We start from the raw sequence: 20,689 nt of genomic DNA, 5'->3' as shown, positions 1-20,689 counted from the left end.
TATCTTAAAATTAAGTTTGGTATAAAATGAGTTCTTATGATATTGATTCTATGTACGTGATATTTCTTATTTTCTTTTTAATCGTATTGCCTATATTTTTGATAATTCCTGCAGGTAGATATAATATAAAGGTTTATGCGAGTAAATTTGATCTAATCGGACTTCATCTAATTTTTCCAATCATTATATTACCTACTTTGGTAAGTGCTTTTATTTTAGTTTGTAGCTTTTTAAATATTTCAGATTATACTGGTTTAAGCTTTGTTTTCTATGCTTTTTTGATTCTAATGATAGCTTATATAATTTATGGTTTTTATGTTTGTATCAGATATAACTACGGCTTTTTTCATTGTATCGTAGCGCTTTTTTTAAGATTTAATTATGTTACCCCGCTTGTTTATCTACTCTTTTTAGGTGGAAAAAATTACAAAGATGACGAAGGGATAACCTCTAAAAATATTAAGGGCTTAAATCTTTTCGATCAGTTTAGATTTTCTATTTATAATTTAATTGCTATTAGAAACTAAAAGTATTTTAATGGCATTAAAGGTTTTGCAATTAGAGAAAATGCCAAAAAGCAAGAGAAATTTTCATATTTAGCTTTTGCTTAGTTTTTATATCTTTCTTATCTTTAAAATTTTAGTCCAAAGCAGGCTTTTGTTTTGTCTTATCATTTTTAAGCTTATCTTTTTTGGCTTCAAACTCAGCTATTACATTTGCATCAGGAAATAAATATCCATCCTCAACCATCAGATCAACTGCCTTTTTAAACATAGGCAAGGCACTTTGAGCGCCGAAGTAGTAGTAAGGTCTTTTAGGATCCCTTGCTAAAACGCCTATTGTGTAGCTATTACCTCTTGTGTCGTTCACAAAGCCAAAAAATGAGCCATTGTAGGTGTTGCTGTATCCACCACTACCTGAAGCAATGTGTGCAGTTCCAGTCTTGCCACCTATCTCAAGTCCTGGCGTAAAGGCTTTTAGTCCAGTACCTTTTTCAACCGTTTTTATTAAAATTCTCTTCATTATCTTTGCGGTTTCTTGTGATATAACTTGAGCTGGCTCGGACTTTGGCAAATCGTATCTTTTTCCATTTCTCTCTAAGTAGGCAACCATGTGAGGAGTAACTTCAATGCCTTTATTATTAAATGTATTATAGGCTTTTAAAAGCTGCATAAATGTAGCTTGCAAGCCGTATCCGTAGCTCACAGTCGCCTTATATGTCGATGAGTTTAGCTTTGTAACTGTTGGCATCATACCTACTTGCTCGTAAGGTAGATCTATGCCTGTTTTTCTTGAAAAGCCAAAATTTAAAAGTCCTTGATAAATTTGTGGCCCATTTAAACGTTCAACAAGCTGAATCATGCCAATGTTTGAACTGTGCACGATTATATCTTCAGCACTCATAAAAGGCTCTGGATGGGTATCTTTGATTATCCTTTTGCCAAGTTGGTATCGGCCATTATAGGTATTTACAAGCTCGAATGGATTTACTTTCTTCTCTTGAAGTAAGATAGAAAATATAAATGGCTTAAAAACCGAGCCAACTTCATAAGCATATTCGCTAACGGTCGAATTTAGAGCGCTATAATCTTGCTTTCTTATGTTTGAAGGATCATATCTTGAGCTAGAAGCTAGGGCTAAAATTTCTCCATTTTTGCTATTCATTATGCATATGACTAGCTCTTTTGCATCTAGAAATTCACGCTTTTCATCTAAAATTTGCTCTAGTTTTGTTTGAAATTTTAATGGTATAGAGAGCATCGCATTGTAGCCATCTACTCTTGTTGCTAAATTCGAGTCACTTGTTAAAATGATATTATTTCCAATATCACGAGGCCCTAAAATTTTTGCATTTTGTATAGGGGCTAAATAATCTTCATAATATCTCTCAAGACCTTTTACACCTTTGCTTTTTGTAAGCGCGTCACTTTCAGTTTTGCTCACGTAGCCAATAGCTGGTGTGAGGGCATCCTTTGACATAAATTTACGATTTTGGCCGCTCTCCATTACTCTCATGCCCTGAAATGAAGCAAGGCCTGTTTTTGGGTCAAGATATGAAACCAAAATACTCTTGCGATTTAGCTTTCTTGAGAGCTCTTGAAGGTAGGTAGCACCCTTTGCATCAATACTATATGAGAGTGTAACGATGCCTTTTGTATCATTTATGATCTTTCTTACTTTGTTTGGATCATCGCCGCTGTAAAGCGAATATAGTTTGATAAACATCTCTTTTTTATTAGGATCGATGTTTCTAGTATCAAGCATCACTTTGTAGAGCTTTTGGCTTGAAGAGATGCTAAAGCCATCTTTTGTGATTATATTGCCACGAATTGCTGTGTTTATATCGCTTGTTTGAAGCCTAGGAAGCTTTCGCTCGATGCTTGCTCTATAAAATATGACAAGTACGAATATTGAAATTCCAAAAGTAATTAATAAAAAAAGTATGGTTATTTTTGATTTTCTGGAATTCATTAATGACTTAAATTTGTGTTCTAGAAATTTCTTTATAAGCACTTAGTGCTTTGTTGCGAATTTCTAGCATAAGCTTCATGCTAGTCTCTGCTTTGCCTATCGCGATAGCTGCTTGGTGCAAGTCTTTTACTTCGCCAGTTGCAAGATCAGCGATGGCTTTATCAGCATTGATTTGAACCTTGTTTAGCTCTTTTAAAGAGTCGTTTAATGCGTTTTCAAAGCCGCCTTCTTCGCCTGCTTTTGCTATTTTGTTTGAATTTTCGTTTTTATTTAACTTATCTAAATTTATACTATTTATCATTATGCTTGTCCTGAAATAAGTGATATCGCACTTTGTGCTATTGTTTTTGCGTTTTGAAATGACGCTACATTTGCTTGATAAGCCCTTGTCGCCTCGAGCAAGTCAGCCATCTCGATGACTGGATTTATATTTGGAAATGCGACGTAGCCATTTGCATTTGCGTCTGGGTGGCTCGGGTCATATTTTAGCTGAAAGTCCTTATCGTCACGCACCACTTTATCTACGATCACGCTAGTTAGAGCAGGGTGAGCGTTTCTTGGTGAGCTTGGGTCGTCGAGTGGATTTTCATACTCGAGTAGACTTTGTGAGCTTTTAAGCTGATCGTTTAAAATTTTATCAAAATTCATCTCTTTAAAGATGACCTCTTGCCTTCTATAAGGGCCACCTTCAGCCGTTCTTGTGGTTTGAGCATTTGCTATGTTTGAGCTGATGACGTTCATCCTGAAGCGTTGCGCACTTAGTCCGTATCCACTAATATCAAAATCATTTAAGTATGACATCATCTCTCCTAGTTCTTAGCACTTGCGTCTATTACGCTTTTAAAGATATTCCCCTGTGCCTTATAAGCACTATCAAGGGCATTGATCATAACTGTGTTTTTACCCATTTCTGTTGTCTCGACGTCAAGATCGACTGTATTTGCGTCATTTCTAGCCATGTGACCGTCACGCAAGAAAATTTGAGCTGTGTCACTTTTTGGAAAATCAACTGCAGCCATATGTGCTTCGTTTGTCTTAGCAAGTTGTAGTTTTTTTTGGCTTGAAGTGTTATAAATTTCATTTGCTTTTTCTTTTAAAACATCTTCAAATCTTATATCTCTAGCTTTATAAAATGGTGTATCAACGTTTGCAAGATTACCAGAGATTAGTTTTTGGCGTAGTTCTCTGCCTGCAAGAGCTGATTCAACAAGTGGGCTAGATTTTGATTTATCTAAAACAAACATTTAAAATCCTTATGAAATTTCACATTTTTATAAGCAAACGATGTTCCAAATACAATGCAAATTTATTTTGTCTCATAAATTTTTGCCAGATCTTCTTTCATTTTAGTGACTTTTGTGCCACCTAGATAATACTTAACTCCGTATTTTCCGCTATCAACGTCTGTTAAAACTTGATATTCGCCATTTTTTATCACTACTTTAAAAGGTAGTGCGATCTCGTGTTTATATTCGATATCTCTTACGATTTGCTCGGCAAGTCTGTCATTTATCTTTTGATCGTTTGTTATGAAATAATAGGCGTTAAATTTTTGCATAAATTCGTGCAAAACATACTCATTTGTGACATTTTCAAAATGAGTTAGTCCAATTAGTGTAAATTTATCTTTGTTTTCAAGCTGGTATTTTGTAAGCTCAGCTGCCTCTTTTTGACAAGGCGGGCAAAATGTACCAAAAATATCGATCATTAAAACCTTATTTTCATCATTTTTGATAGCAAAGCCATGATTTTTTCGAACTAAAATAAGCTCCTTGCCGCTTACGTCTATAAGCTTAACCTCTTCATTTGGGCTAAATTCTTTAAAATTTACGCTGCTGCTCTCATCATCGCCGCAACCAAAAAAAGTAAATAAAGTGATTATTAAAACAAGCAAATTCTTCATCTCATCCCTTAAACGTATCTTTTTATGGCAGCTCTTGCCTCTTTGTCTGCCTCGCGTCTTTTTAAAGTCTCACGCTTGTCGTGTAAATTTTTACCTTTTGCAAGGGCTAGTCTTGCTTTTACGATGTTTTTATCGCTTAGATAAAGTGCCAAAACAACTAGTGCTAGTCCATCTTGCGAGACTTGACCAAAAATTTTATCGATCTGCTTTCTATGCATCAAAAGTTTTCTAGCTGCTCGCTCATTTGGACGAAATGCGCTATGCGTAGTCTCAAGATAGCTGATATGGGCGTTTAGTAAGAAAAGCTCGCCCTTTATGACGCGCACAAAGCTATCTTTTAGATTTGCTCTACCAGCCCTTAGAGCCTTGACCTCGCTGCCTTTTAAAACGATGCCAGCCTCAAAGGTTTCAAGTATGCTAAAGTCATGCAAAGCTTTTTTGTTTTTTGCTAGATCTTTTATCAAAATTTTACCTTTTATTTTACGCTAAATACGCTACTGCCGCTGCCACTTAGAAATTTATCTTTAAACTCATTCATCTGTGGATAGAGTTTAAAACATGGGGCAAAAAGATCGTTTAACTCCCCATTTTTATAAATTTCAAGTAGCTCTTTGCTTTTTAAATTTTGCATCTTTTTTGCAGCATTAACGTCTATGTATTGTAAGAAATTGCTTCTAAATTCTTGATAAACCGCCGGTGTAGAGCAAAAAACATTTGGCGTGAAGATATTTAAATCAGGTACTTCATCATCAAATTCTTCTATGATCTCACCTATGCCGCTTACATTTGCCGCCTTGTAGCCACATACGAAAAAAGCGACATCTGCACCGATTTTAGACGCTATTTGCATCAAATTTTCATGTTTTATATTTAAATTTAGCTCATCATTTATCATTAGCAAAAAGGTGGCGGCATTTGAACTACCTCCACCAAGGCCCGCACCAATTGGGATATTTTTGTTGATGATGATTTTATGAGAGCTAAAAAACTCGTCAAGCTCGTTTGAAAAGCCGGCTCTTTTTAGCTCATCTATCGCTTTTTGAATGATGTTATCTTTTATATCGTGGTTGTTGCATTCTATAGCAAATGAATTTGACTTTTTAAAATAAATTTCATCAAAAAGCTGCTCACAGAGGATAAAGCGCGATAAAATTTCGTGGTAGCTGCCTCTAGTACCAACTATCTTTAAAAATATATTTATCTTTGCAAAGCTTTTCATTTCTCGATTTTTTTAGCTAGCTCATGAATATCGGCTTCACTTGCAGTTTTTGTGGCATGGATATTTTCATTTTTGATATCATTTGCTAGTTCGCTTCTTAGTATCATTGTATTTCGTGGCGCTTCGATACCGAGTTTAACAGTGTTTTTTGAAATATTTACTATGACAACTTTTATGTCATTTCCTATTAAAATTTCTTCATTTTCTTTTCTTGCTAGGATTAACATTTTTCAACCTTATTTAGAGTGTAATTTATAGTATCATCCGTGATTTGGATTACGCTCATAAATTTATCATAATTTAGCAAATAAATTCCTTGCTTTTGTGTTTCAAAATCGTTAATTTTTAATTTCTTGCCATCAAGAATATCATTTATATCCCCAAAGTATGTATTTTTCTGAATGTTTAAAAAATCACAAATATTCAAAAATTTTTCATTTTCGTAGCAAAATTTGCCTTCACTTATCCTTTTTAATGAGCTTAAAGTTACATTATAACTAAGCTTTTTTCCAAAAATTTCTGCATACGAACGGATATAACTTCCTTCGCTTACGCTTAGACGGATAGTTAAAAATGGGTGCGAATAGTTTAAAATTTGGCTATCAAAAATTTCCATCGTTTCTGTCTTTAGCTCAAATTCTTCACCATTTCTAGCTAGCTTATAGGCTCTTGTGCCATTTACGTGCTTGGCGCTAAATTTTGGCGGGATGTAGCTTATCTTGCCAGTTAGCTCGCTTTTTATGGCTTCAAGTTTTTCTAAAATTAGCTCTTTTACATTTGAAATTTCAGTGATATTTTCATTATCCATGCTTGGACTACTAGCACCTAGCCAGATCGTAGCTTCATAGACTTTTGGACTTTTGTCTAAAAATCTAAAAAATTTCGTATACGAGCCAAAAGCGACTATTAGACAGCCACTCGCAAATGGATCAAGTGTGCCTGAAAATCCAGCCTTTTTAACGCCGTATTTTTTCTTTAGTCGCCCTAAAAAGTGGTTTGAGCTCATACCAGCAGGCTTGTTTGCCACGAAAATGGCGTTCATACGGCCTTTTCCACGAAGCTTGACATTATCTCTCTTACATTGCCACCAAAATTTATAGTTAGTTTAAACTCTTTTTTGATCTTACTAACTGCGCTCACCCTGCCGATACCAAAAATTTTATGCTTAACAAGGTCGCCTTTTTTAAATTCATTGCTCTGCTCGATGACTAGCGAGCCATGCGTGATGCCACTCTCGCTTAAAAATCTACTTTTATTTAGTCTTGTTCGCTGACCCTTGTAAAAGCGTGAGTTTGCAAAGCTTAGACTAAGTGTCTTTTTGGCTCTTGTGATCGCCACGTATGCAAGCCTGCGTTCTTCTTCGATATCGCTGCCGTCGCCAATGAGTGGAAAAAATCCCTCTTCAAGACCGATCACAAAAAGGTGCTCAAACTCAAGTCCCTTGCTCGCATGCACGCTCATGATACTAATAGCCTCATCGCTAATGCCGTCTTGCTCACTTGTCAGCGTGATTTCGTTTAAAAACTCTTCCAGATCAAAGCTTGGATTTTGCTTGATCTGATCTTTTAAAACAGCGTAAAACTCGTCGATGTTCGCCGCTCTTTCAGCACCATCTGGCAAGCTCTCGTAGTATTTTTTCACGCCAAATTTAGCTTCAAATTTATCTATTAGGTCAAAAACTGAGCTGCTTTCTTGAAGCTCTTTTAGATTGTTTGCAAACTCAACAAGAGCTGATCTCACCTTTTTGCTAAAGGCTTCGTCGTTATCAGAGATGTTTGAGATCGCCTCGTAAATGGAAATTTTGCCTTCAAATGCCATTTTTTCAAGCTTATCAAGACTCACTTTGCCTAGCCCTCGTTTTGGGCGATTGATGATGCGCCTTATTGAAAAGTCATCGTTTGGATTATTTATAAGCCTTAAGTAGCTTATGATATCTTTAATCTCGGCCCGTTCGTAAAATTTTACGCCACCGACCATTTTATAGGCGATCTGCTCTTTATTTAGCCCATCTTCAAGCGAGCGAGAGAGCGCGTTTATGCGGTATAAGATCGCGATATCTTTTGCCTGCACGCCTTTACTTAAAAGCTCTTTTATGTTTTTTGCGATCTTGCCAGCCTCGACGCTCTCATCAAAGCTCTCTATCAAATTTACAGCCTCGCCTTCGCCTTTTGTGCCCACAAGCTTCTTGCCAAGGCGGTTGCGGTTATGATCTATTAGTTCGTTTGCAGCTTTTAGTATCGCTTCGCTCGAGCGGTAGTTTTTCTCAAGTCTTATGATCTTTACATCTTTAAATTGATCTTTGAAATTTAAGATATTATCTATCTTTGCACCGCGCCAGCCGTAGATACTTTGATCATCATCGCCCACTACGCAGATGTTTTCGTGGCATAGACATAGCTTTTTTAGCAGTTTATACTGAAGGTCGTTTGTATCTTGATACTCATCAACCATTATGTATTTGTAGCGGTTTGAAATTTCTCTCGCGAGATCTTCGTTTTCGTCTAAAATTTTATATGTAAGCCCCAATAAATCGTCAAAATCAACAAGATTATTTGTTTTGAGATAATCTTCATATTTTTCATAAATTTGAGCAGCTTGTTTGTAAAAGTTATCTTTGCTCTTGTCAAATGAAGAGAAATTTGCGTTTTTATAGACCTCTTCGACGCTTAAAAGTGAGTTTTTATAGTTTGAAATTTCACTTGATAAAATCGCCGTGGCGACTGAACTTTCAAAGCTTTTTATGATGCGCTTTTTATCGTCTGTGTCGATAATGACGAAGTTGTTTTTTCTGCCAAGCTTTTCTATGTAGAGCTTTAAAAATAAAAGTCCAAATTTGTGAAATGTACAAAGTAGCGGCGAGTAGTTTTTGCCGCTTTGGCTTAGCATCGCCATGGCTCTACTACGCATCTCGTTGGCGGCTTTGTTTGTAAAAGTAAGAGTTAGTGTATTTGCCGCATCTATACCGACCTCGCCGATGAGGTAGGCAAGCCTAGTTGTGATGGTCTTTGTCTTGCCGCTACCAGCTCCTGCAAGTATGAGCATCGGGCCATCTATGTGGGTGGCTGCTTCGCGCTGGGATTCGTTTAAATTTGATAGTAATTTTTCCATTTTTTGCTTTTTAAATTTTCTTTTGATTTTAGCCAAAAATGCTTAAAATTACTATTTTTTCTTAAATATATCTTTATTTTTAGGATTTTGTAAAAAGACTGAAACCGATTTTTTTGTGTGGTCTGCTTGCTTCTCTTTAGGCTTATGGATGGAAAAATTTACAAGAATTGGGCTATTTTCAACCAAAATTTGAACCACTGCACCGAGTGGAAAAGAGACCACAGAGGCAAAATTTTCACTACCAAAGCCGGCCTCAAAGCTAAGCTCATCTTGCGTTAACTTCGCACTCTCAAGCGTATAACCACCAAGTGAAAACATAATGACTGGCATGCTAAAGCTCCTGCTTATCTCATCTGGTAAGCTTGGCTCAAAGCTAACTAGCGGTAAATTTGCCATAACTGAGAAATTTGCTCCTTTTTCAAGCAAAAAATCAATGCACTCATAGACGTGCATTTTCATCAAAAGCGAAAATTTCTCATCATCTAAAATTTCGTCTAACATCTTAATCCTTTGAAATTTCTAAAAACTCATCTACTAGCTTTTTAACCTCGTTTATGCCGATCTGCCAGAAATTTTTATCATCGATATCAAAGCCAAATTTAGCCACAAGCTCCTTTGGACTAAGGCTGCCGCCAAGGCTCAAAAACTCGGTGTAAATTTCAACAAAATTTTTGCATTTGCCGCTTTTATAAAGCCCAAAAAGCGCAAGCACAAGAAGCTGCGCGTAAGAGTAGGCGTAGCAGTAAAATGGCGTGTGGATGAAGTGCGGGATGTAGCTCCACCAAATTTTGTAGTAGTCATTTAGTGTGACGCTTTTGCCAAACATCTTTTTGCTCTCTTTTAGCCAAATTTTATTTAGCTCGTCTAGACTGATCTCGCCCTCATGTGCGTGCACAGCTCGCTCAAAAGTGGTGAAATTTATCTGGCGGTAAAGCGTGGCAAATATATCCTCGATCTTGCCAGCAAGTAGTGAAATTTTCTCTTTTTTGCTAAGGCCGTCTTTTACGTGGTCAAAAACTAGCATCTCGCAAAAGACTGAAGCCGTCTCAGCCGTGGTTAGAGGAGTGTCTGAGTTTAGGTAGCTTACATTGTATGATAGCTTTTGATGCACGGCGTGCCCAAGCTCGTGAGCCAGCGTGAAAAGATCTCTTCGCTGGTTTGTGTGATTTAGCAAAACATAAGGGTGAGTGTCGCTTGATCCTGAGTGAGAAAACGCCCCACCTCGCTTGTTTGGTGCTGGATAAACGTCGATCCAGCCGTCACTAAAGGCGCTTTTGGCTATATCGCCAAATTTAGGTGAAAATGTCCCAAACGCCTTTAAAACTATCTTTTTGCACTCATCAAATTTATACTCGCCCTCGCTGCTAAGAGGAGCGTATCTATCGTAGTCATAAAGCTTTTTAAGACCTAAAATTTGTTTTTTTCGCTCGTAAAATTTAGCAACTAGATCAAAATTTTTCTCAGTTACGGCAATGAGCGAATCAACGCTTTTTTTGGTGATTTGATTTTCAAGGTGTCTCGGCTCTTCAGGAAGCTTGAAATTTCGTAGCTCGCAGCTTGTTTTTAGATCAGTCTTTATCATATTGTATATGTAGCCAAGAAGGTGCTGATGTTTGCTAAGCTCGTTTGAAAGGCTTTTGGCGGCTAGTTTTCGCACGCTTTGATTGTTGTCATGAAGCTTTGCTAAAATTTCCTCTTCGTTTAAAAGTTCGCCTTTAAATTTAAACCTCATCTTGCTCATACTCTCATCAAAAAGCCTTGAAAAGCCCTCAGCCCCAGTACTTGCTGTACGAAGTAATACTCTTTCTTCGGCAACGCTTAGTTGGTGCGGTTTTGCTTTAGCGAGATTGCTTAGATAGTAGCCATATTTTTTAGAGCTTTTTATGATCTCTTCTTGTTTTTTAGGGCTAAACTCATTAAATTTGATCTCAAAAAATATCAAATTTTCATTTGCTTTTGTCGCTATCTCATCGATCTTTGCGTAAAACGCACCCTTGCTTGTATCTTTGGCAAAATTTAAAAAAGCATAAGTCATTACTTTTGAAATTTTAGCGATCAAGTTTTCATATTCGCCAAATGCCTTTAAAAACTCGTCTGTTTTTAAATTTTCATAATTTTCAAGGTATTTATCTTTAAATTTCTCGCACTCTTTTTGTAAATTTAGTGCGTTTTGCTCGCACTCTTTTTCGTTTGCAAAAAGTGCTTTTAGATCCCAAATTTGCATATTTATCCTTTAAATTTTTGGGACATTTTACAAAAAAATGGATAAAAGTAAAATTTCAGCCAAAATTTAGCTGAAATTTTATGAAGGTTAGTTTGAAGTCTCTGAAGCTACTGCTGTAAAAAGAACGTCTGATGAGCTATTTAACGCAGTTTCGACTGAATCTTGGATGACGCCAATAGTAAAACCAACTGTTACAAACTGCATTGCTATGTCATTGCTGATACCAAAAAGACCGCACGCTAATGGCACTAAAAGAAGTGAGCCTCCAGCCACGCCAGATGCACCACAAGCGCCAAGAGCTGAGATGAAGCAAAGAAGCAGTGCGTCACCAAATGTGACTGTTATAGACGGGATAGAATTTACCGCTGTGAGCGCTAGAATACTGATCGTAACTGCTGCACCACCCATGTTTATAGTAGCTCCTAGTGGGATAGAGATAGAGTAGAGTTCCTCTTTTAACCCAAGCTTTTTGCAAAGCGCCATGTTTACAGGGATATTTGCAGCTGAACTTCTTGTAAAAAATGCTGAAATAGCACTCTCTTTTAAACAGATCATGACAAGTGGATAAGGATTTTTTCTAGTTAATACAAAAACCATGGCCGGATAGATGATAAATGCGACAACAAGCATTGCCCCAACAAGAACTAAGATCAGTTTTAGATATCCTGCAAGTACTTCAAATCCAGTTTCATGAATGCTGATAGTAACCATACCAAAGATACCAAATGGAGCTAGTCTAATGATAAATTTAACGATATGAGTCACACCATCGCTTATGTCTTTAAATACTTTTTTGGTCTCAGCTGTGGAATTTCTAAGTGCTATACCACTACCAACTGCCCAGGTGATGATACCTATATAGTTACCATTTGCAAGAGCGTTTATCGGATTTTCGACCATTTTATAAATGAGATCTTTTAAAACGTTAGTAATTCCTTGAGGTGCTGACATATCAGCACTTGCAAGACCTTTCAAAGAAAGCTCCACTGGGAATAAGAAACTAGCAACAACTGCAACAACGGCTGCTAAAAATGTACCAATTAGATAAAGTGTAATGATCTTTTGCATACCTTTTGTATGACCAAAATCTCTTAAAATGATAGATGTTGCCACTAAAACAAAGACAAGAATTGGTGCGATAGCTTTTAAAGCGCCTTTAAATAAATCTCCTAAAACTGAAGCTGAAGCCGCAATAGAATCGGCTGAACCGGCTTTTTCTTTGGCTTCGTTTAGCTGCTTGGCTTCATCCTGATTAAGGCGAGTTTTTATAACTTCATCTACGCTCAAACCACTTTCGTTTTGAATAGTTTGAATTTTAGCTGAGATCTTGTTGTAAGGAGCAGCTTCGTAGTGTGTGTAAAAGCCAACTAGGGCACCTAGGATGATACCAACTAAAATTTGAACTATCAAATTTCCATCGGCGTATCTTCTTGCTATATTTTTAAGCATATTCATTTGACACCTTAATAAATTAGTTTTTTGTTGATTTTAGCTAAACAATTTTTAAATATAAAGAATTTGATAAAGATTAATAAGCTTTTTAAATAGATTTGTTACAATTGCACAAAATTTAGTCAAGAAAAAAGGATGAAAATGTATCTATTTACCTCTGAAGTTGTAAGTCCAGGTCATCCAGATAAATGTGCTGATATCATCGCTGATAGCATAGTGGATACTATTTTAACGCAAGATCCAAATGGACGCGTCGCAAGCGAAGTTTTTGTGGCTGGGAAAAATATAGTAATAGGTGGAGAGATAAACTCAAAGGTAAAACTCTCTTATAAAGACTACGAAAAGATTGTAAAAGACGCTCTTGCGCATATTGGATATGATGGAAAGAGCAATTTCACAAAAGAGCAGTGCTTGCATCCAGATGATATCGAGGTTAAAGTTTGCATAAATCAACAAAGTCCAGATATAAATCAAGGCGTTGATCAAAGTAGTGGTGAGATCGGAGCAGGCGATCAAGGTATTATGTTTGGTTTTGCAAGCTGCGAAGCAAAAGAATTTATGCCAGCAGCTATAACTTACGCAAGAATGCTTTGCGAAAAAGTCTATAAATTTGCCAAGGCAAATCCTGATAAGCTTGGTGTTGATATAAAAACACAAGTTACTATTGATTACGGTAGCAAAGACAACTTTGAAAACTGCAAACCTCAAAGCATCCACACTATCGTCGTCTCTGCGCCTTGCGTGGAGAGCATGAAGATAGAAGAGCTTCGCGCACTAATACAAAATTTAATAGATGAAACTGGTCTTCCAAAAGAACTATATAATAAAGAAAAAACGATCATCTATATAAACCCAACAGGTAGATATGTAAACCATAGCTCACTTCACGATAGTGGCCTAACAGGCAGAAAACTAATCGTTGATAGCTTTGGTGGATATAGTCCAATAGGTGGCGGTGCTCAGTCAAGTAAAGACTACACGAAGGTTGATCGCAGCGGACTTTATGCGGCGCGCTGGATAGCTAAAAATATCGTCGCAGCTGGACTTGCTAAAAAGTGTATCGTCCAGATAAGCTACGCGATCGGTGTTGCAAAGCCAACTTCGGTTAGCGTTGATACCATGGGAACTCATGCAAACGGCGTAAATGACGATATGCTTTCAAATTTTGTAAGCGAGTACTTTGCTCTAACACCTCGCTGGATAACAAATAAATTTGGTCTTGATAAACCAAGCAAAGAGACCTTTTTATACGCAAAAGTAGCTGCAAAAGGCCAAGTGGGAAATGCAAAATACCCTTGGGAAAAGCTTGACACTGTCGATACTTTCAAAGCTTTACTAAAAAATAATCAAAAAAGTGGCTTTATCTAAAAAGCCACTTTAAATTTCTTTTAAAACTCATCCCAAAACGCTTTTTTAGGATTTATTATCTCACTTTTGGAACCATTTACGCTGTGATAGACTGCTTTATTATATTTTGTGGCAAGGTGTTTTATAAGTAGTTTTTGAAGCACAGGTTCGCTACTTGGCACAAACCAGCCATTGTTTGTGATAGCTACAACCACGTCAAATTCACCATTATAAAGCTCTTCTCTTGTCACCTCGTAGCAGATAGCGTTTCTGATTTTAACTCCGTCTATCTCATAGTCACTAAAATTTTCAGCCTTTTTAAAGTCACTAGCTCCACCAAAAAATAGCTTATTTACTGCGTCTTGCATAAATTTTGGCAAAGGAATTTCTTCGCCAAATGGCACTAAAAATTTCTTATCCATTCGCCTAAGAGTGCCATCTTGAAACAAAAAGGTAGAGTTATAAATTTGCTTATTTTCATAGGCAAGCGCGCCAGCTACGATAGTTATCTTTTTAGAAAGCTCTTTTAGCTCATCAACAAGTAGTGGCTCATTTGTCATAAATAGTGGAAATGCGCTCTCTGGCAGCACGATAAGGCGTTTTTGCTCGGCTACTGCGCTATTTATCAAGTCTAAATTTTCATTTGTAAATTCCATGCGTAAGCTTTTATCCCAGCGCACCCTTTGAGCGACATCGGTGTTTATTAGCTCCACGTCAAATGGCAAAGTCTTTGCCTCACCACTTTTAAACTGCAAGGCAGCGATGAGGCAGATAAAAGCTAGGATAAATTTTAAAATTTTACCTTTTAAACTCAAAGAAATGGCTGCTAAAAATATAAATATAAGCCCCCTAGTGCTTGGCTCAAAAGCTCCTAAAACAAGCGTGGCTTCAAGGTTAAACCAGTTAAAGCCAAATGGATGAACGTAGCTTACTAAAAATAGTAAAACAGCTCTTAGCACGACAAAACTAGGAAAAGAGGCTATCCAAAATATAAATCCGTAAACAATGGCTACAAAGAGAATGACAAATGGTATAAGCCAGATCAGATCGTAGTAGATAAAACTAAAGCTGATCCAATAAAACCATAAAATTCCTGTGAAAAATCCAGCCACGAAAAAACCAGCTCTGCTTAAATTTATTATAATGCAAATTCCAGTCAAAGTTAAAAATGGCGAGATAAAATTTAAGAGTAAATTTTCGAAGAGGCTTAAAAAAATAAAGTTAGAGAGCAAAAAAGCACCGACAAAGGCTTTTATTATAATTTTAGTGCTAAAATGCCCATTTAAAAATCTTACAAATAAGGAAATCCATGCAAAACGCTGATTTTTTAACATCTTCACCATTACTATTTTTTGTTGTGCTTTTCGCCATATTTTACTTTTTGGTTATCAGACCTCAACAAAAACAACAAAAAGCCCACGCAGCAATGCTTGCAGCTCTTGACAAAGGCGATAAGATAGTAACTAATGGCGGACTTATATGCGAAGTGATTAAAGCCGAAAATGATTTTATCAAAGTTAAACTTAACGATGATGTAATCGTTCGCATAGCTCGCGAGTTTGTAGCCAAAAAGATCGAAGATAAATAATGCGTAACGCAAGAGTCACATATAGGCTAATTATCTTAATATTAGCCTTGATTTTTGGTTTTGGCTTTTCGGTACCATCTTTTTTTCAAACTCAAAATGGGGCTAAAATTTCACTTGGCCTTGATCTTCAAGGCGGCCTTCATATGCTGCTTGGTGTTGAAACGAGCGAAGCTATTCACTCAAAAATAAAATCAATAGCTGGAAGTATAAATTATTATGCTAAAAAAGAAGATGTGTTAATTGATAAATTTAAGATTAAAGAAGAGAACATTGACTTTACTCTCCTTGATGGCGACGAGGCTCCAAAAGTAGATAAAGCACTAGCTGAGATAAAGGGGCTTGATATAAAAAAAGATGGTTTAAATTACAGCATATCTTTAACAGAACAAGAAAGAGTGGATACGATCGAATATGCGATCTCACAAGCTGTTGAGACCATTAGAAACAGGCTTGATCAGTTTGGTCTAGCTGAGCCAACGGTCGCAAGACAAGGTAAAGATAATATCCTAGTCGAACTTCCTGGCATAAAGACCGAAGAGGATGAGCAAAGAGCAAGAGATCTCATCGCAAAGGCTGCTCACTTGCAGCTTATGGCGGTTGATGATAAAAGACAAGATCAGGCTAATACAATGAGCGAGGCTGAAGCTGAGAGCTACGGCGACGTGATCTTTAAGGATGCTAAAAATGACCGCGTGAAATATGTCGTTAAAAATATCCCAGTGCTTGACGGCTCTATGCTAACTGACGCAAAGGTTGCATTTTCTCAGCAAAATAACCTACCGATCATAAATTTTACACTAAATTCAGAAGGCGCTAGAATTTTTGGTGATTTTACTGGCGCAAATGTGGGTAAAAGGCTTGCTATCGTGCTTGATGGTAAGGTTTATTCAGCTCCTGTTATAAATGAAAGAATAGGTGGCGGTAGTGGTCAGATAAGTGGTGGCTTTACCCTTGATGAGGCTCACGATGTAGCGATCGCTCTTAGAAGTGGCGCACTTTTAGCCCCTGTTAAGATGCTGGAAAAAAGAAGCGTTGGCCCATCTTTAGGACAAGAGAGTATTAACCAAAGCATGGTAGCTCTTGCTGCTGGATCTATCTTGGTTGTGCTATTTATGCTTGTTTATTACGGAATTTCTGGAATTTTTGCAAATATCGCGCTAGTTGCAGATGTTGTTATATTAGTCGCTGTGATGGCACTTTTTGGAGCAACACTTACACTTCCTGGTATGGCCGGTATCGTACTAACGATCGGTATGGCGGTTGATGCAAACGTCATCATAAATGAACGTATTCGCGAGCTTTTACGTGAAGGTGTTGCGATAAGAACAGCTGTGCAAAAGGGTTATGAGCACGCCATGAGCGCGATTATTGACTCAAACTTAACTACTATCATCACAGTTGCGGTACTTTACGCTTATGGTACTGGTCCAGTTAAAGGCTTTGCAGTAACAATGGCAATAGGTATCATGGCTTCAATGCTAACAGCTATACTTGGCACTCATGGTATGTTTGATGCTGTTATGGATAAGATAGAAAAAAGTGGAAATACCAGACTTTGGTTTGGTTATAAAAGGAGCTAATGATGCAAATTTTTACTAAGGCAAAAGTTTATGATTTTATGCGTTTTAGATTTGCTTCACTAGCATTTTCTATATTTTTATTTGTTGGCTCTATTGTTTTACTTGCTACAAAGGGGTTAAACTACGGCATTGATTTCTCTGGTGGTACGCTTATTCAGCTAAAATACGACACCAAAGCACCACTCGATAAAATCCGCGACGCTTTTGGCACAAATGAAGTACTTAAAAACGCCTCTGTTACTGAGTTTGGAAGCGAAGATGAGGCTGTTATTAGATTTTCAGGTTCAAGCTCAAATTTAACTGGCGACATCGGCACTGAGATAAAGCAAATTTTAAAAGATACTGGAAATTTTGAAGTAAGACGTGTTGATATCGTTGGTCCAAAGGTTGGTGACGAGCTTAGGCAAAAGGGCTTGATGGCTCTTGGAATTTCACTAATTGGAGTACTTCTTTATATAACATTTAGGTTTGAATGGAGATTTGCACTAGCTGCGATCGCAACTGAGATTCATGATATAGTCATAACTGTTGGTGCTATTTCGCTATTTGATATTGATGTAAATTTGGACACATTAGCTGCTGTTTTAACGGTTCTTGGCTACTCACTAAATGATACGATTATTATCTTTGATAGGATAAGAGAAGGCATCAAAGAGAGTAAGAGAACTGATATTGAAGGTGTTATAAACGAGTCAGTCTCAGCCACACTTTCTAGAACTATCTTAACTTCAGCAACTACGATGATGACAGTTCTTGTGCTATTTTTATTTGGTGGAGATATGATACATGGATTTTCATTTATTCTTATCGTTGGTATTGTCATAGGAACGATCAGTTCGATCTACATCTCTTCGCCGTTTCTTATCTGGTTTAAATTTAGCATCGAGCATTTTAGAAGTAGAGAGACTGAAAAACAAAAGATAAAAAAAGAGCGCGAAAAAGAGCGTGCTATGTTTGAGAAAGGCGTTGTGTAAGGAGGGATAATGAACTGGGGAAAAGTTATCTACATATTTTTTGCATTGATGAGTCTTACGACTACGGCAGAATTTTTATATGATAAAAACGAGATTGCACTCTTTGTGGCGGCTAGTATAAATTTGGTTTCAACGCTACTTAAGATCGGTGTTAAAAATTTACTCTCAGCTGAGCTTTTTGCAAGCTCGCTGGTTGCTGACTTGCACCTTATACCAGCTTTTGTTATTTTGCAAGTCTCTGAAAATATAACACTTAGCTACTCTTTAGCTATCGGTGCAGTCATCGCAAATATATTTTCACTAGCCTTGGTTTTAATAGAATCAAGTAAAGCTCAAGAAGAATTTTAGGAGAAAAAATGGCTGAAAAGAGAAAATATGAGCCTTTAAAGATAGAAAAAAAATGGCAAGAAATTTGGGATAAAAATGAAGAATTTGAACCAAAAGACGATCTAAGCTTGCCGAAAAAATATATCCTAAGTATGTTTCCTTATCCAAGTGGACGCATACATATGGGGCATGTAAGAAACTACTCTATCGGCGATGCACTTGCTAGATCATATAGAAAAAGCGGCTACAACGTGCTTCATCCTATTGGCTTTGATAGCTTTGGCATGCCAGCTGAAAACGCAGCCATAAAACATAAAATTCACCCTAAAATTTGGACCTATGAAAATATCGACTATATGAAAAAAGAGCTAGCAAGCCTTGGCTTTTCATTTTCTAAAAAGAGAATTTTAGCCACATCTGACCCACTTTATACAAAGTGGGAGCAAAGCTTTTTTATAAAGATGTTTGAAAAAGGGCTTGTTTATAGAAAAAATGCAATTATAAATTGGTGCGAATACGATCAAACTGTGCTTGCAAACGAGCAGGTGGAGGATGGCAAATGCTGGAGATGCGGTAATGATGTTGTACAAAAAGAGCTTCCAGGATATTACTTTAACATCACAAAATACGCTAGCGAGCTACTTGATGATCTAAAACTTCTTGAAGGCAAATGGCCAAATCAAGTAATTACAATGCAAGAAAACTGGATCGGCAGAAGCTACGGCTTGGAGTTTAAATTTTATCTTGATGAAGCTTCAAAAGAGGCTTTAGGTGGTAAATTTGATGGCTTTAAGGTATTTACTACAAGAGCTGATACGATTTACGGCGTTAGCTACACAGCCCTTGCACCTGAACATCCCATTGTAAAAGCATTGCTTGAGAGTGATAAAATTGATGAAAACAAAAAGACAAAGATAAAAACAATCCTGAACCAAAGCCCAAGAGAGCGTCAAGCGAGCGAAAAAGACGGAGAATTTTTAGGAATTTATGTTGTTCATCCGCTCACAAATGAAAAAATCCCAGTTTGGGTTGCAAATTTCATCCTAGCTGACTACGGCAGTGGCGCTATCATGGCTGTCCCTGCGCATGACCAAAGAGATTACGAGTTTGCAAGTAAATTTAATCTTCCTATAAAGCCAGTCGTAAAGCCACTTGAGGGCGAGAGCGACGGTTCTAAAGCATACTCTGAGTATGGAATTTCTATAAATTCTGAGCTTATAAATGGACTTACTTCAGAAGAAGCTAAAAATTTCATAATAGAAAAATTTGAAAAAGATGGTTTAGGCAAAAGAATCACAAACTACAAATTAAGAGACTGGGGAATTTCTCGTCAAAGATATTGGGGTGCGCCAATACCAGTAGTGCACTGCAAATGTTGCGGCGTAGTGCCTGAAAAAGAGGAAAATTTACCTATCGCGCTACCTGAAGATGTCGAGATCACAGGCGAGGGCAATCCTTTAGATAAACATCCAACTTGGAAATTTACAAAGTGTCCAAAATGCGGTAAAGATGCGATCAGAGAGACTGATACGATGGATACGTTTGTGGAGAGTAGCTGGTATTTTGCTAGATTTGCAAGCGATGAGATGACGTGGGAGCAAAAAGCGCTTGATGAAAAGAGCGTGAATTACTGGATGAATGTAGATCAGTATATCGGCGGTATCGAGCATGCGATATTGCACCTTTTGTATGCTAGATTTTTCCAAAAGGTCTTAAGAGATCTTGGTTATCTAAGGGATGACGAGCCATTTGAAAATTTACTAACTCAAGGCATGGTTTTAAAAGATGGTAAAAAGATGAGCAAAAGCAAGGGCAATGTCGTAGATCCTGATGATATTATCAATAAATATGGTGCCGATACGGCAAGGCTATTTATCCTTTTTGCAGCACCTCCTCAAAAAGAGCTTGAGTGGAATGACAGCGCAGTTGAGGGTGCATTTAGATTTTTAAATAGGCTTTGGGAGAAGGCACAAACTATTAAAAAGATAGATAAATTGCCTGAGATAGACCATGAAAGTCTAAACAAAGATGAGAAATTTGCAAGGCTAAAAATTTATGAAGCACTTAAAAAATCAACCGAGGTTTTTGGCGACACATTTGCTTTTAACACGTTGATTGCAGCCTGCATGGAGGCGCTAAACGCTATAAATGCTCAGGATAACGAAGATGTAAATGCTGAGGGCTTTTTCATCATCTTAAATTTATTAGAGCCTATCGTGCCACATATCGCAAATGAGCTTAGCGAAGAGCTTTTTGGTAGAAAAAATTTCACAAAGATAGCCGTAAAAGAAGAAGTCTTTGTAAAAGATAGCATCGCTCTTGCAATTACAGTAAATGGCAAAAAAAGAGCCGAGTTTGAAGTGGCAGCGAGCCAGAGCGAGGGTGAAATTTTAAAGCTAGCTAAGCAAAATGTGGCTAAATGGCTTGAAGGAAAAGAAATTTTAAAAGAGATTTATATAAAAGGCAAATTAGTAAATTTTGTCATTAAAGGATAA

The 20,689-nt window shown here is 37.1% G+C and carries 21 protein-coding genes; 7 read left to right on the top strand and 14 right to left on the bottom strand.

Features of this window, described 5'->3' with window-relative positions; all coding sequences use genetic code 11:
- Positions 1–26 precede the first annotated feature (26 nt).
- Positions 27–527, top strand: coding sequence for a hypothetical protein (locus F3G75_RS01960; protein ID WP_223154371.1), 501 nt, complete (start codon positions 27–29; stop codon positions 525–527).
- Positions 528–639: 112 nt separating this feature from the next.
- Here F3G75_RS01960 and F3G75_RS01955 read toward each other — a convergent pair whose 3' ends face one another.
- The 13 genes from F3G75_RS01955 to sstT all read right to left on the bottom strand — a co-directional run bounded on the left by F3G75_RS01955 (position 640) and on the right by sstT (position 12,381).
- Positions 640–2,472, bottom strand: coding sequence for a peptidoglycan D,D-transpeptidase FtsI family protein (locus F3G75_RS01955; protein ID WP_149716361.1), 1,833 nt, complete (start codon positions 2,470–2,472; stop codon positions 640–642).
- Between the two features lie 7 nt (positions 2,473–2,479).
- Positions 2,480–2,773 (bottom strand): flagellar hook-basal body complex protein FliE, encoded by a 294-nt coding sequence (fliE, locus tag F3G75_RS01950; protein ID WP_002941937.1) that lies wholly within the window; start codon positions 2,771–2,773, stop codon positions 2,480–2,482.
- Positions 2,773–3,273 carry a flagellar basal body rod protein FlgC gene (gene flgC, locus F3G75_RS01945; protein WP_149716360.1) on the bottom strand — a complete coding sequence of 167 codons (501 nt, stop codon included), beginning with the start codon at positions 3,271–3,273 and terminating at the stop codon, positions 2,773–2,775. The genes fliE and flgC overlap by 1 nt, the downstream gene beginning before the upstream one ends.
- Before the next feature lie 8 nt (positions 3,274–3,281).
- Positions 3,282–3,716: a flagellar basal body rod protein FlgB gene (flgB, locus tag F3G75_RS01940; protein WP_084040658.1), complete on the bottom strand. Its 435-nt coding sequence runs from the start codon at positions 3,714–3,716 to the stop codon at positions 3,282–3,284.
- Positions 3,717–3,778: 62 nt separating this feature from the next.
- Positions 3,779–4,375, bottom strand: a complete 597-nt coding sequence (locus F3G75_RS01935; protein WP_149716359.1) for a thioredoxin domain-containing protein — start codon at positions 4,373–4,375, stop codon at positions 3,779–3,781.
- Between the two features lie 8 nt (positions 4,376–4,383).
- Complete coding sequence (gene smpB, locus F3G75_RS01930) at positions 4,384–4,836, bottom strand: SsrA-binding protein SmpB (protein ID WP_035170093.1); 453 nt, start codon at positions 4,834–4,836, stop codon at positions 4,384–4,386.
- Positions 4,837–4,850: 14 nt separating this feature from the next.
- Positions 4,851–5,594, bottom strand: coding sequence for a 4-(cytidine 5'-diphospho)-2-C-methyl-D-erythritol kinase (locus F3G75_RS01925; protein WP_149716358.1), 744 nt, complete (start codon positions 5,592–5,594; stop codon positions 4,851–4,853).
- Complete coding sequence (gene csrA / locus F3G75_RS01920) at positions 5,591–5,821, bottom strand: carbon storage regulator CsrA (protein ID WP_021090864.1); 231 nt, start codon at positions 5,819–5,821, stop codon at positions 5,591–5,593. Before csrA ends, F3G75_RS01925 begins: the two co-directional genes overlap by 4 nt.
- On the bottom strand, positions 5,815–6,636 hold the full coding sequence (gene truB / locus F3G75_RS01915) for a tRNA pseudouridine(55) synthase TruB (RefSeq protein WP_149716357.1): 822 nt from the start codon (positions 6,634–6,636) through the stop codon (positions 5,815–5,817). The genes csrA and truB overlap by 7 nt, the downstream gene beginning before the upstream one ends.
- A complete protein-coding gene (locus F3G75_RS01910) occupies positions 6,633–8,702 on the bottom strand; it encodes an ATP-dependent helicase (RefSeq protein WP_149716356.1) in 2,070 nt (689 codons plus the stop codon). Before F3G75_RS01910 ends, truB begins: the two co-directional genes overlap by 4 nt.
- Before the next feature lie 51 nt (positions 8,703–8,753).
- On the bottom strand, positions 8,754–9,203 hold the full coding sequence (locus F3G75_RS01905) for a hypothetical protein (protein WP_149716355.1): 450 nt from the start codon (positions 9,201–9,203) through the stop codon (positions 8,754–8,756).
- 1 nt (position 9,204) lies between these two features.
- Complete coding sequence (locus F3G75_RS01900) at positions 9,205–10,926, bottom strand: M3 family oligoendopeptidase (protein ID WP_149716354.1); 1,722 nt, start codon at positions 10,924–10,926, stop codon at positions 9,205–9,207.
- 87 nt (positions 10,927–11,013) lie between these two features.
- Complete coding sequence (gene sstT, locus F3G75_RS01895) at positions 11,014–12,381, bottom strand: serine/threonine transporter SstT (RefSeq protein WP_410470362.1); 1,368 nt, start codon at positions 12,379–12,381, stop codon at positions 11,014–11,016.
- A gap of 138 nt (positions 12,382–12,519) precedes the next feature.
- On the opposite strand from sstT, the gene metK reads away from it, so the two are divergent.
- On the top strand, positions 12,520–13,746 hold the full coding sequence (gene metK / locus F3G75_RS01890) for a methionine adenosyltransferase (protein WP_149716353.1): 1,227 nt from the start codon (positions 12,520–12,522) through the stop codon (positions 13,744–13,746).
- 20 nt (positions 13,747–13,766) lie between these two features.
- On the opposite strand, the gene F3G75_RS01885 is transcribed toward metK, so the two are convergent.
- The gene (locus tag F3G75_RS01885; RefSeq protein ID WP_149716352.1) at positions 13,767–15,059 is read right to left on the bottom strand and encodes an apolipoprotein N-acyltransferase; all 1,293 of its coding nucleotides are present in this window, start codon (positions 15,057–15,059) and stop codon (positions 13,767–13,769) included.
- Here F3G75_RS01885 and yajC point away from each other — a divergent pair.
- From yajC to leuS, 5 genes are read left to right on the top strand one after another with little or no spacing between them, the layout of a single operon-like run.
- Positions 15,035–15,313, top strand: a complete 279-nt coding sequence (gene yajC, locus F3G75_RS01880; protein WP_107953385.1) for a preprotein translocase subunit YajC — start codon at positions 15,035–15,037, stop codon at positions 15,311–15,313. The two genes, F3G75_RS01885 and yajC, sit on opposite strands and share 25 nt — an antisense overlap.
- Positions 15,313–16,893 (top strand): protein translocase subunit SecD, encoded by a 1,581-nt coding sequence (secD, locus tag F3G75_RS01875; RefSeq protein WP_149716351.1) that lies wholly within the window; start codon positions 15,313–15,315, stop codon positions 16,891–16,893. The genes yajC and secD overlap by 1 nt, the downstream gene beginning before the upstream one ends.
- Before the next feature lie 2 nt (positions 16,894–16,895).
- On the top strand, positions 16,896–17,867 hold the full coding sequence (gene secF, locus F3G75_RS01870) for a protein translocase subunit SecF (RefSeq protein ID WP_149716350.1): 972 nt from the start codon (positions 16,896–16,898) through the stop codon (positions 17,865–17,867).
- Positions 17,868–17,876: 9 nt separating this feature from the next.
- Entirely contained in the window at positions 17,877–18,215 is a 339-nt protein-coding gene (locus F3G75_RS01865) for a DUF6394 family protein (RefSeq protein WP_021090699.1), read from the top strand.
- An 8-nt stretch (positions 18,216–18,223) separates the two neighbouring features.
- Positions 18,224–20,689, top strand: coding sequence for a leucine--tRNA ligase (gene leuS / locus F3G75_RS01860; RefSeq protein WP_149716349.1), 2,466 nt, complete (start codon positions 18,224–18,226; stop codon positions 20,687–20,689).

It is taken from the genome of Campylobacter concisus, from assembly GCF_902460705.1.
GTDB classification, from domain to species: Bacteria; Campylobacterota; Campylobacteria; order Campylobacterales; family Campylobacteraceae; genus Campylobacter_A; species Campylobacter_A concisus_Z.
This window is presented reverse-complemented; position numbering and strand designations above follow the sequence as displayed.

Coding starts and splice junctions, on each gene's coding strand:
- F3G75_RS01960 (WP_223154371.1), top strand. CDS start 27: ATGAGTTCTTATGATATTGATTCTATGTACGTGATATTTCTTATTTTC.
- F3G75_RS01955 (WP_149716361.1), bottom strand. CDS start 2,472: ATGAATTCCAGAAAATCAAAAATAACCATACTTTTTTTATTAATTACT.
- fliE (WP_002941937.1), bottom strand. CDS start 2,773: ATGATAAATAGTATAAATTTAGATAAGTTAAATAAAAACGAAAATTCA.
- flgC (WP_149716360.1), bottom strand. CDS start 3,273: ATGTCATACTTAAATGATTTTGATATTAGTGGATACGGACTAAGTGCG.
- flgB (WP_084040658.1), bottom strand. CDS start 3,716: ATGTTTGTTTTAGATAAATCAAAATCTAGCCCACTTGTTGAATCAGCT.
- F3G75_RS01935 (WP_149716359.1), bottom strand. CDS start 4,375: ATGAAGAATTTGCTTGTTTTAATAATCACTTTATTTACTTTTTTTGGT.
- F3G75_RS01925 (WP_149716358.1), bottom strand. CDS start 5,594: ATGAAAAGCTTTGCAAAGATAAATATATTTTTAAAGATAGTTGGTACT.
- csrA (WP_021090864.1), bottom strand. CDS start 5,821: ATGTTAATCCTAGCAAGAAAAGAAAATGAAGAAATTTTAATAGGAAAT.
- truB (WP_149716357.1), bottom strand. CDS start 6,636: ATGAACGCCATTTTCGTGGCAAACAAGCCTGCTGGTATGAGCTCAAAC.
- F3G75_RS01910 (WP_149716356.1), bottom strand. CDS start 8,702: ATGGAAAAATTACTATCAAATTTAAACGAATCCCAGCGCGAAGCAGCC.
- F3G75_RS01905 (WP_149716355.1), bottom strand. CDS start 9,203: ATGTTAGACGAAATTTTAGATGATGAGAAATTTTCGCTTTTGATGAAA.
- F3G75_RS01900 (WP_149716354.1), bottom strand. CDS start 10,926: ATGCAAATTTGGGATCTAAAAGCACTTTTTGCAAACGAAAAAGAGTGC.
- sstT (WP_410470362.1), bottom strand. CDS start 12,381: ATGAATATGCTTAAAAATATAGCAAGAAGATACGCCGATGGAAATTTG.
- metK (WP_149716353.1), top strand. CDS start 12,520: ATGTATCTATTTACCTCTGAAGTTGTAAGTCCAGGTCATCCAGATAAA.
- yajC (WP_107953385.1), top strand. CDS start 15,035: ATGCAAAACGCTGATTTTTTAACATCTTCACCATTACTATTTTTTGTT.
- F3G75_RS01885 (WP_149716352.1), bottom strand. CDS start 15,059: ATGTTAAAAAATCAGCGTTTTGCATGGATTTCCTTATTTGTAAGATTT.
- secD (WP_149716351.1), top strand. CDS start 15,313: ATGCGTAACGCAAGAGTCACATATAGGCTAATTATCTTAATATTAGCC.
- secF (WP_149716350.1), top strand. CDS start 16,896: ATGCAAATTTTTACTAAGGCAAAAGTTTATGATTTTATGCGTTTTAGA.
- F3G75_RS01865 (WP_021090699.1), top strand. CDS start 17,877: ATGAACTGGGGAAAAGTTATCTACATATTTTTTGCATTGATGAGTCTT.
- leuS (WP_149716349.1), top strand. CDS start 18,224: ATGGCTGAAAAGAGAAAATATGAGCCTTTAAAGATAGAAAAAAAATGG.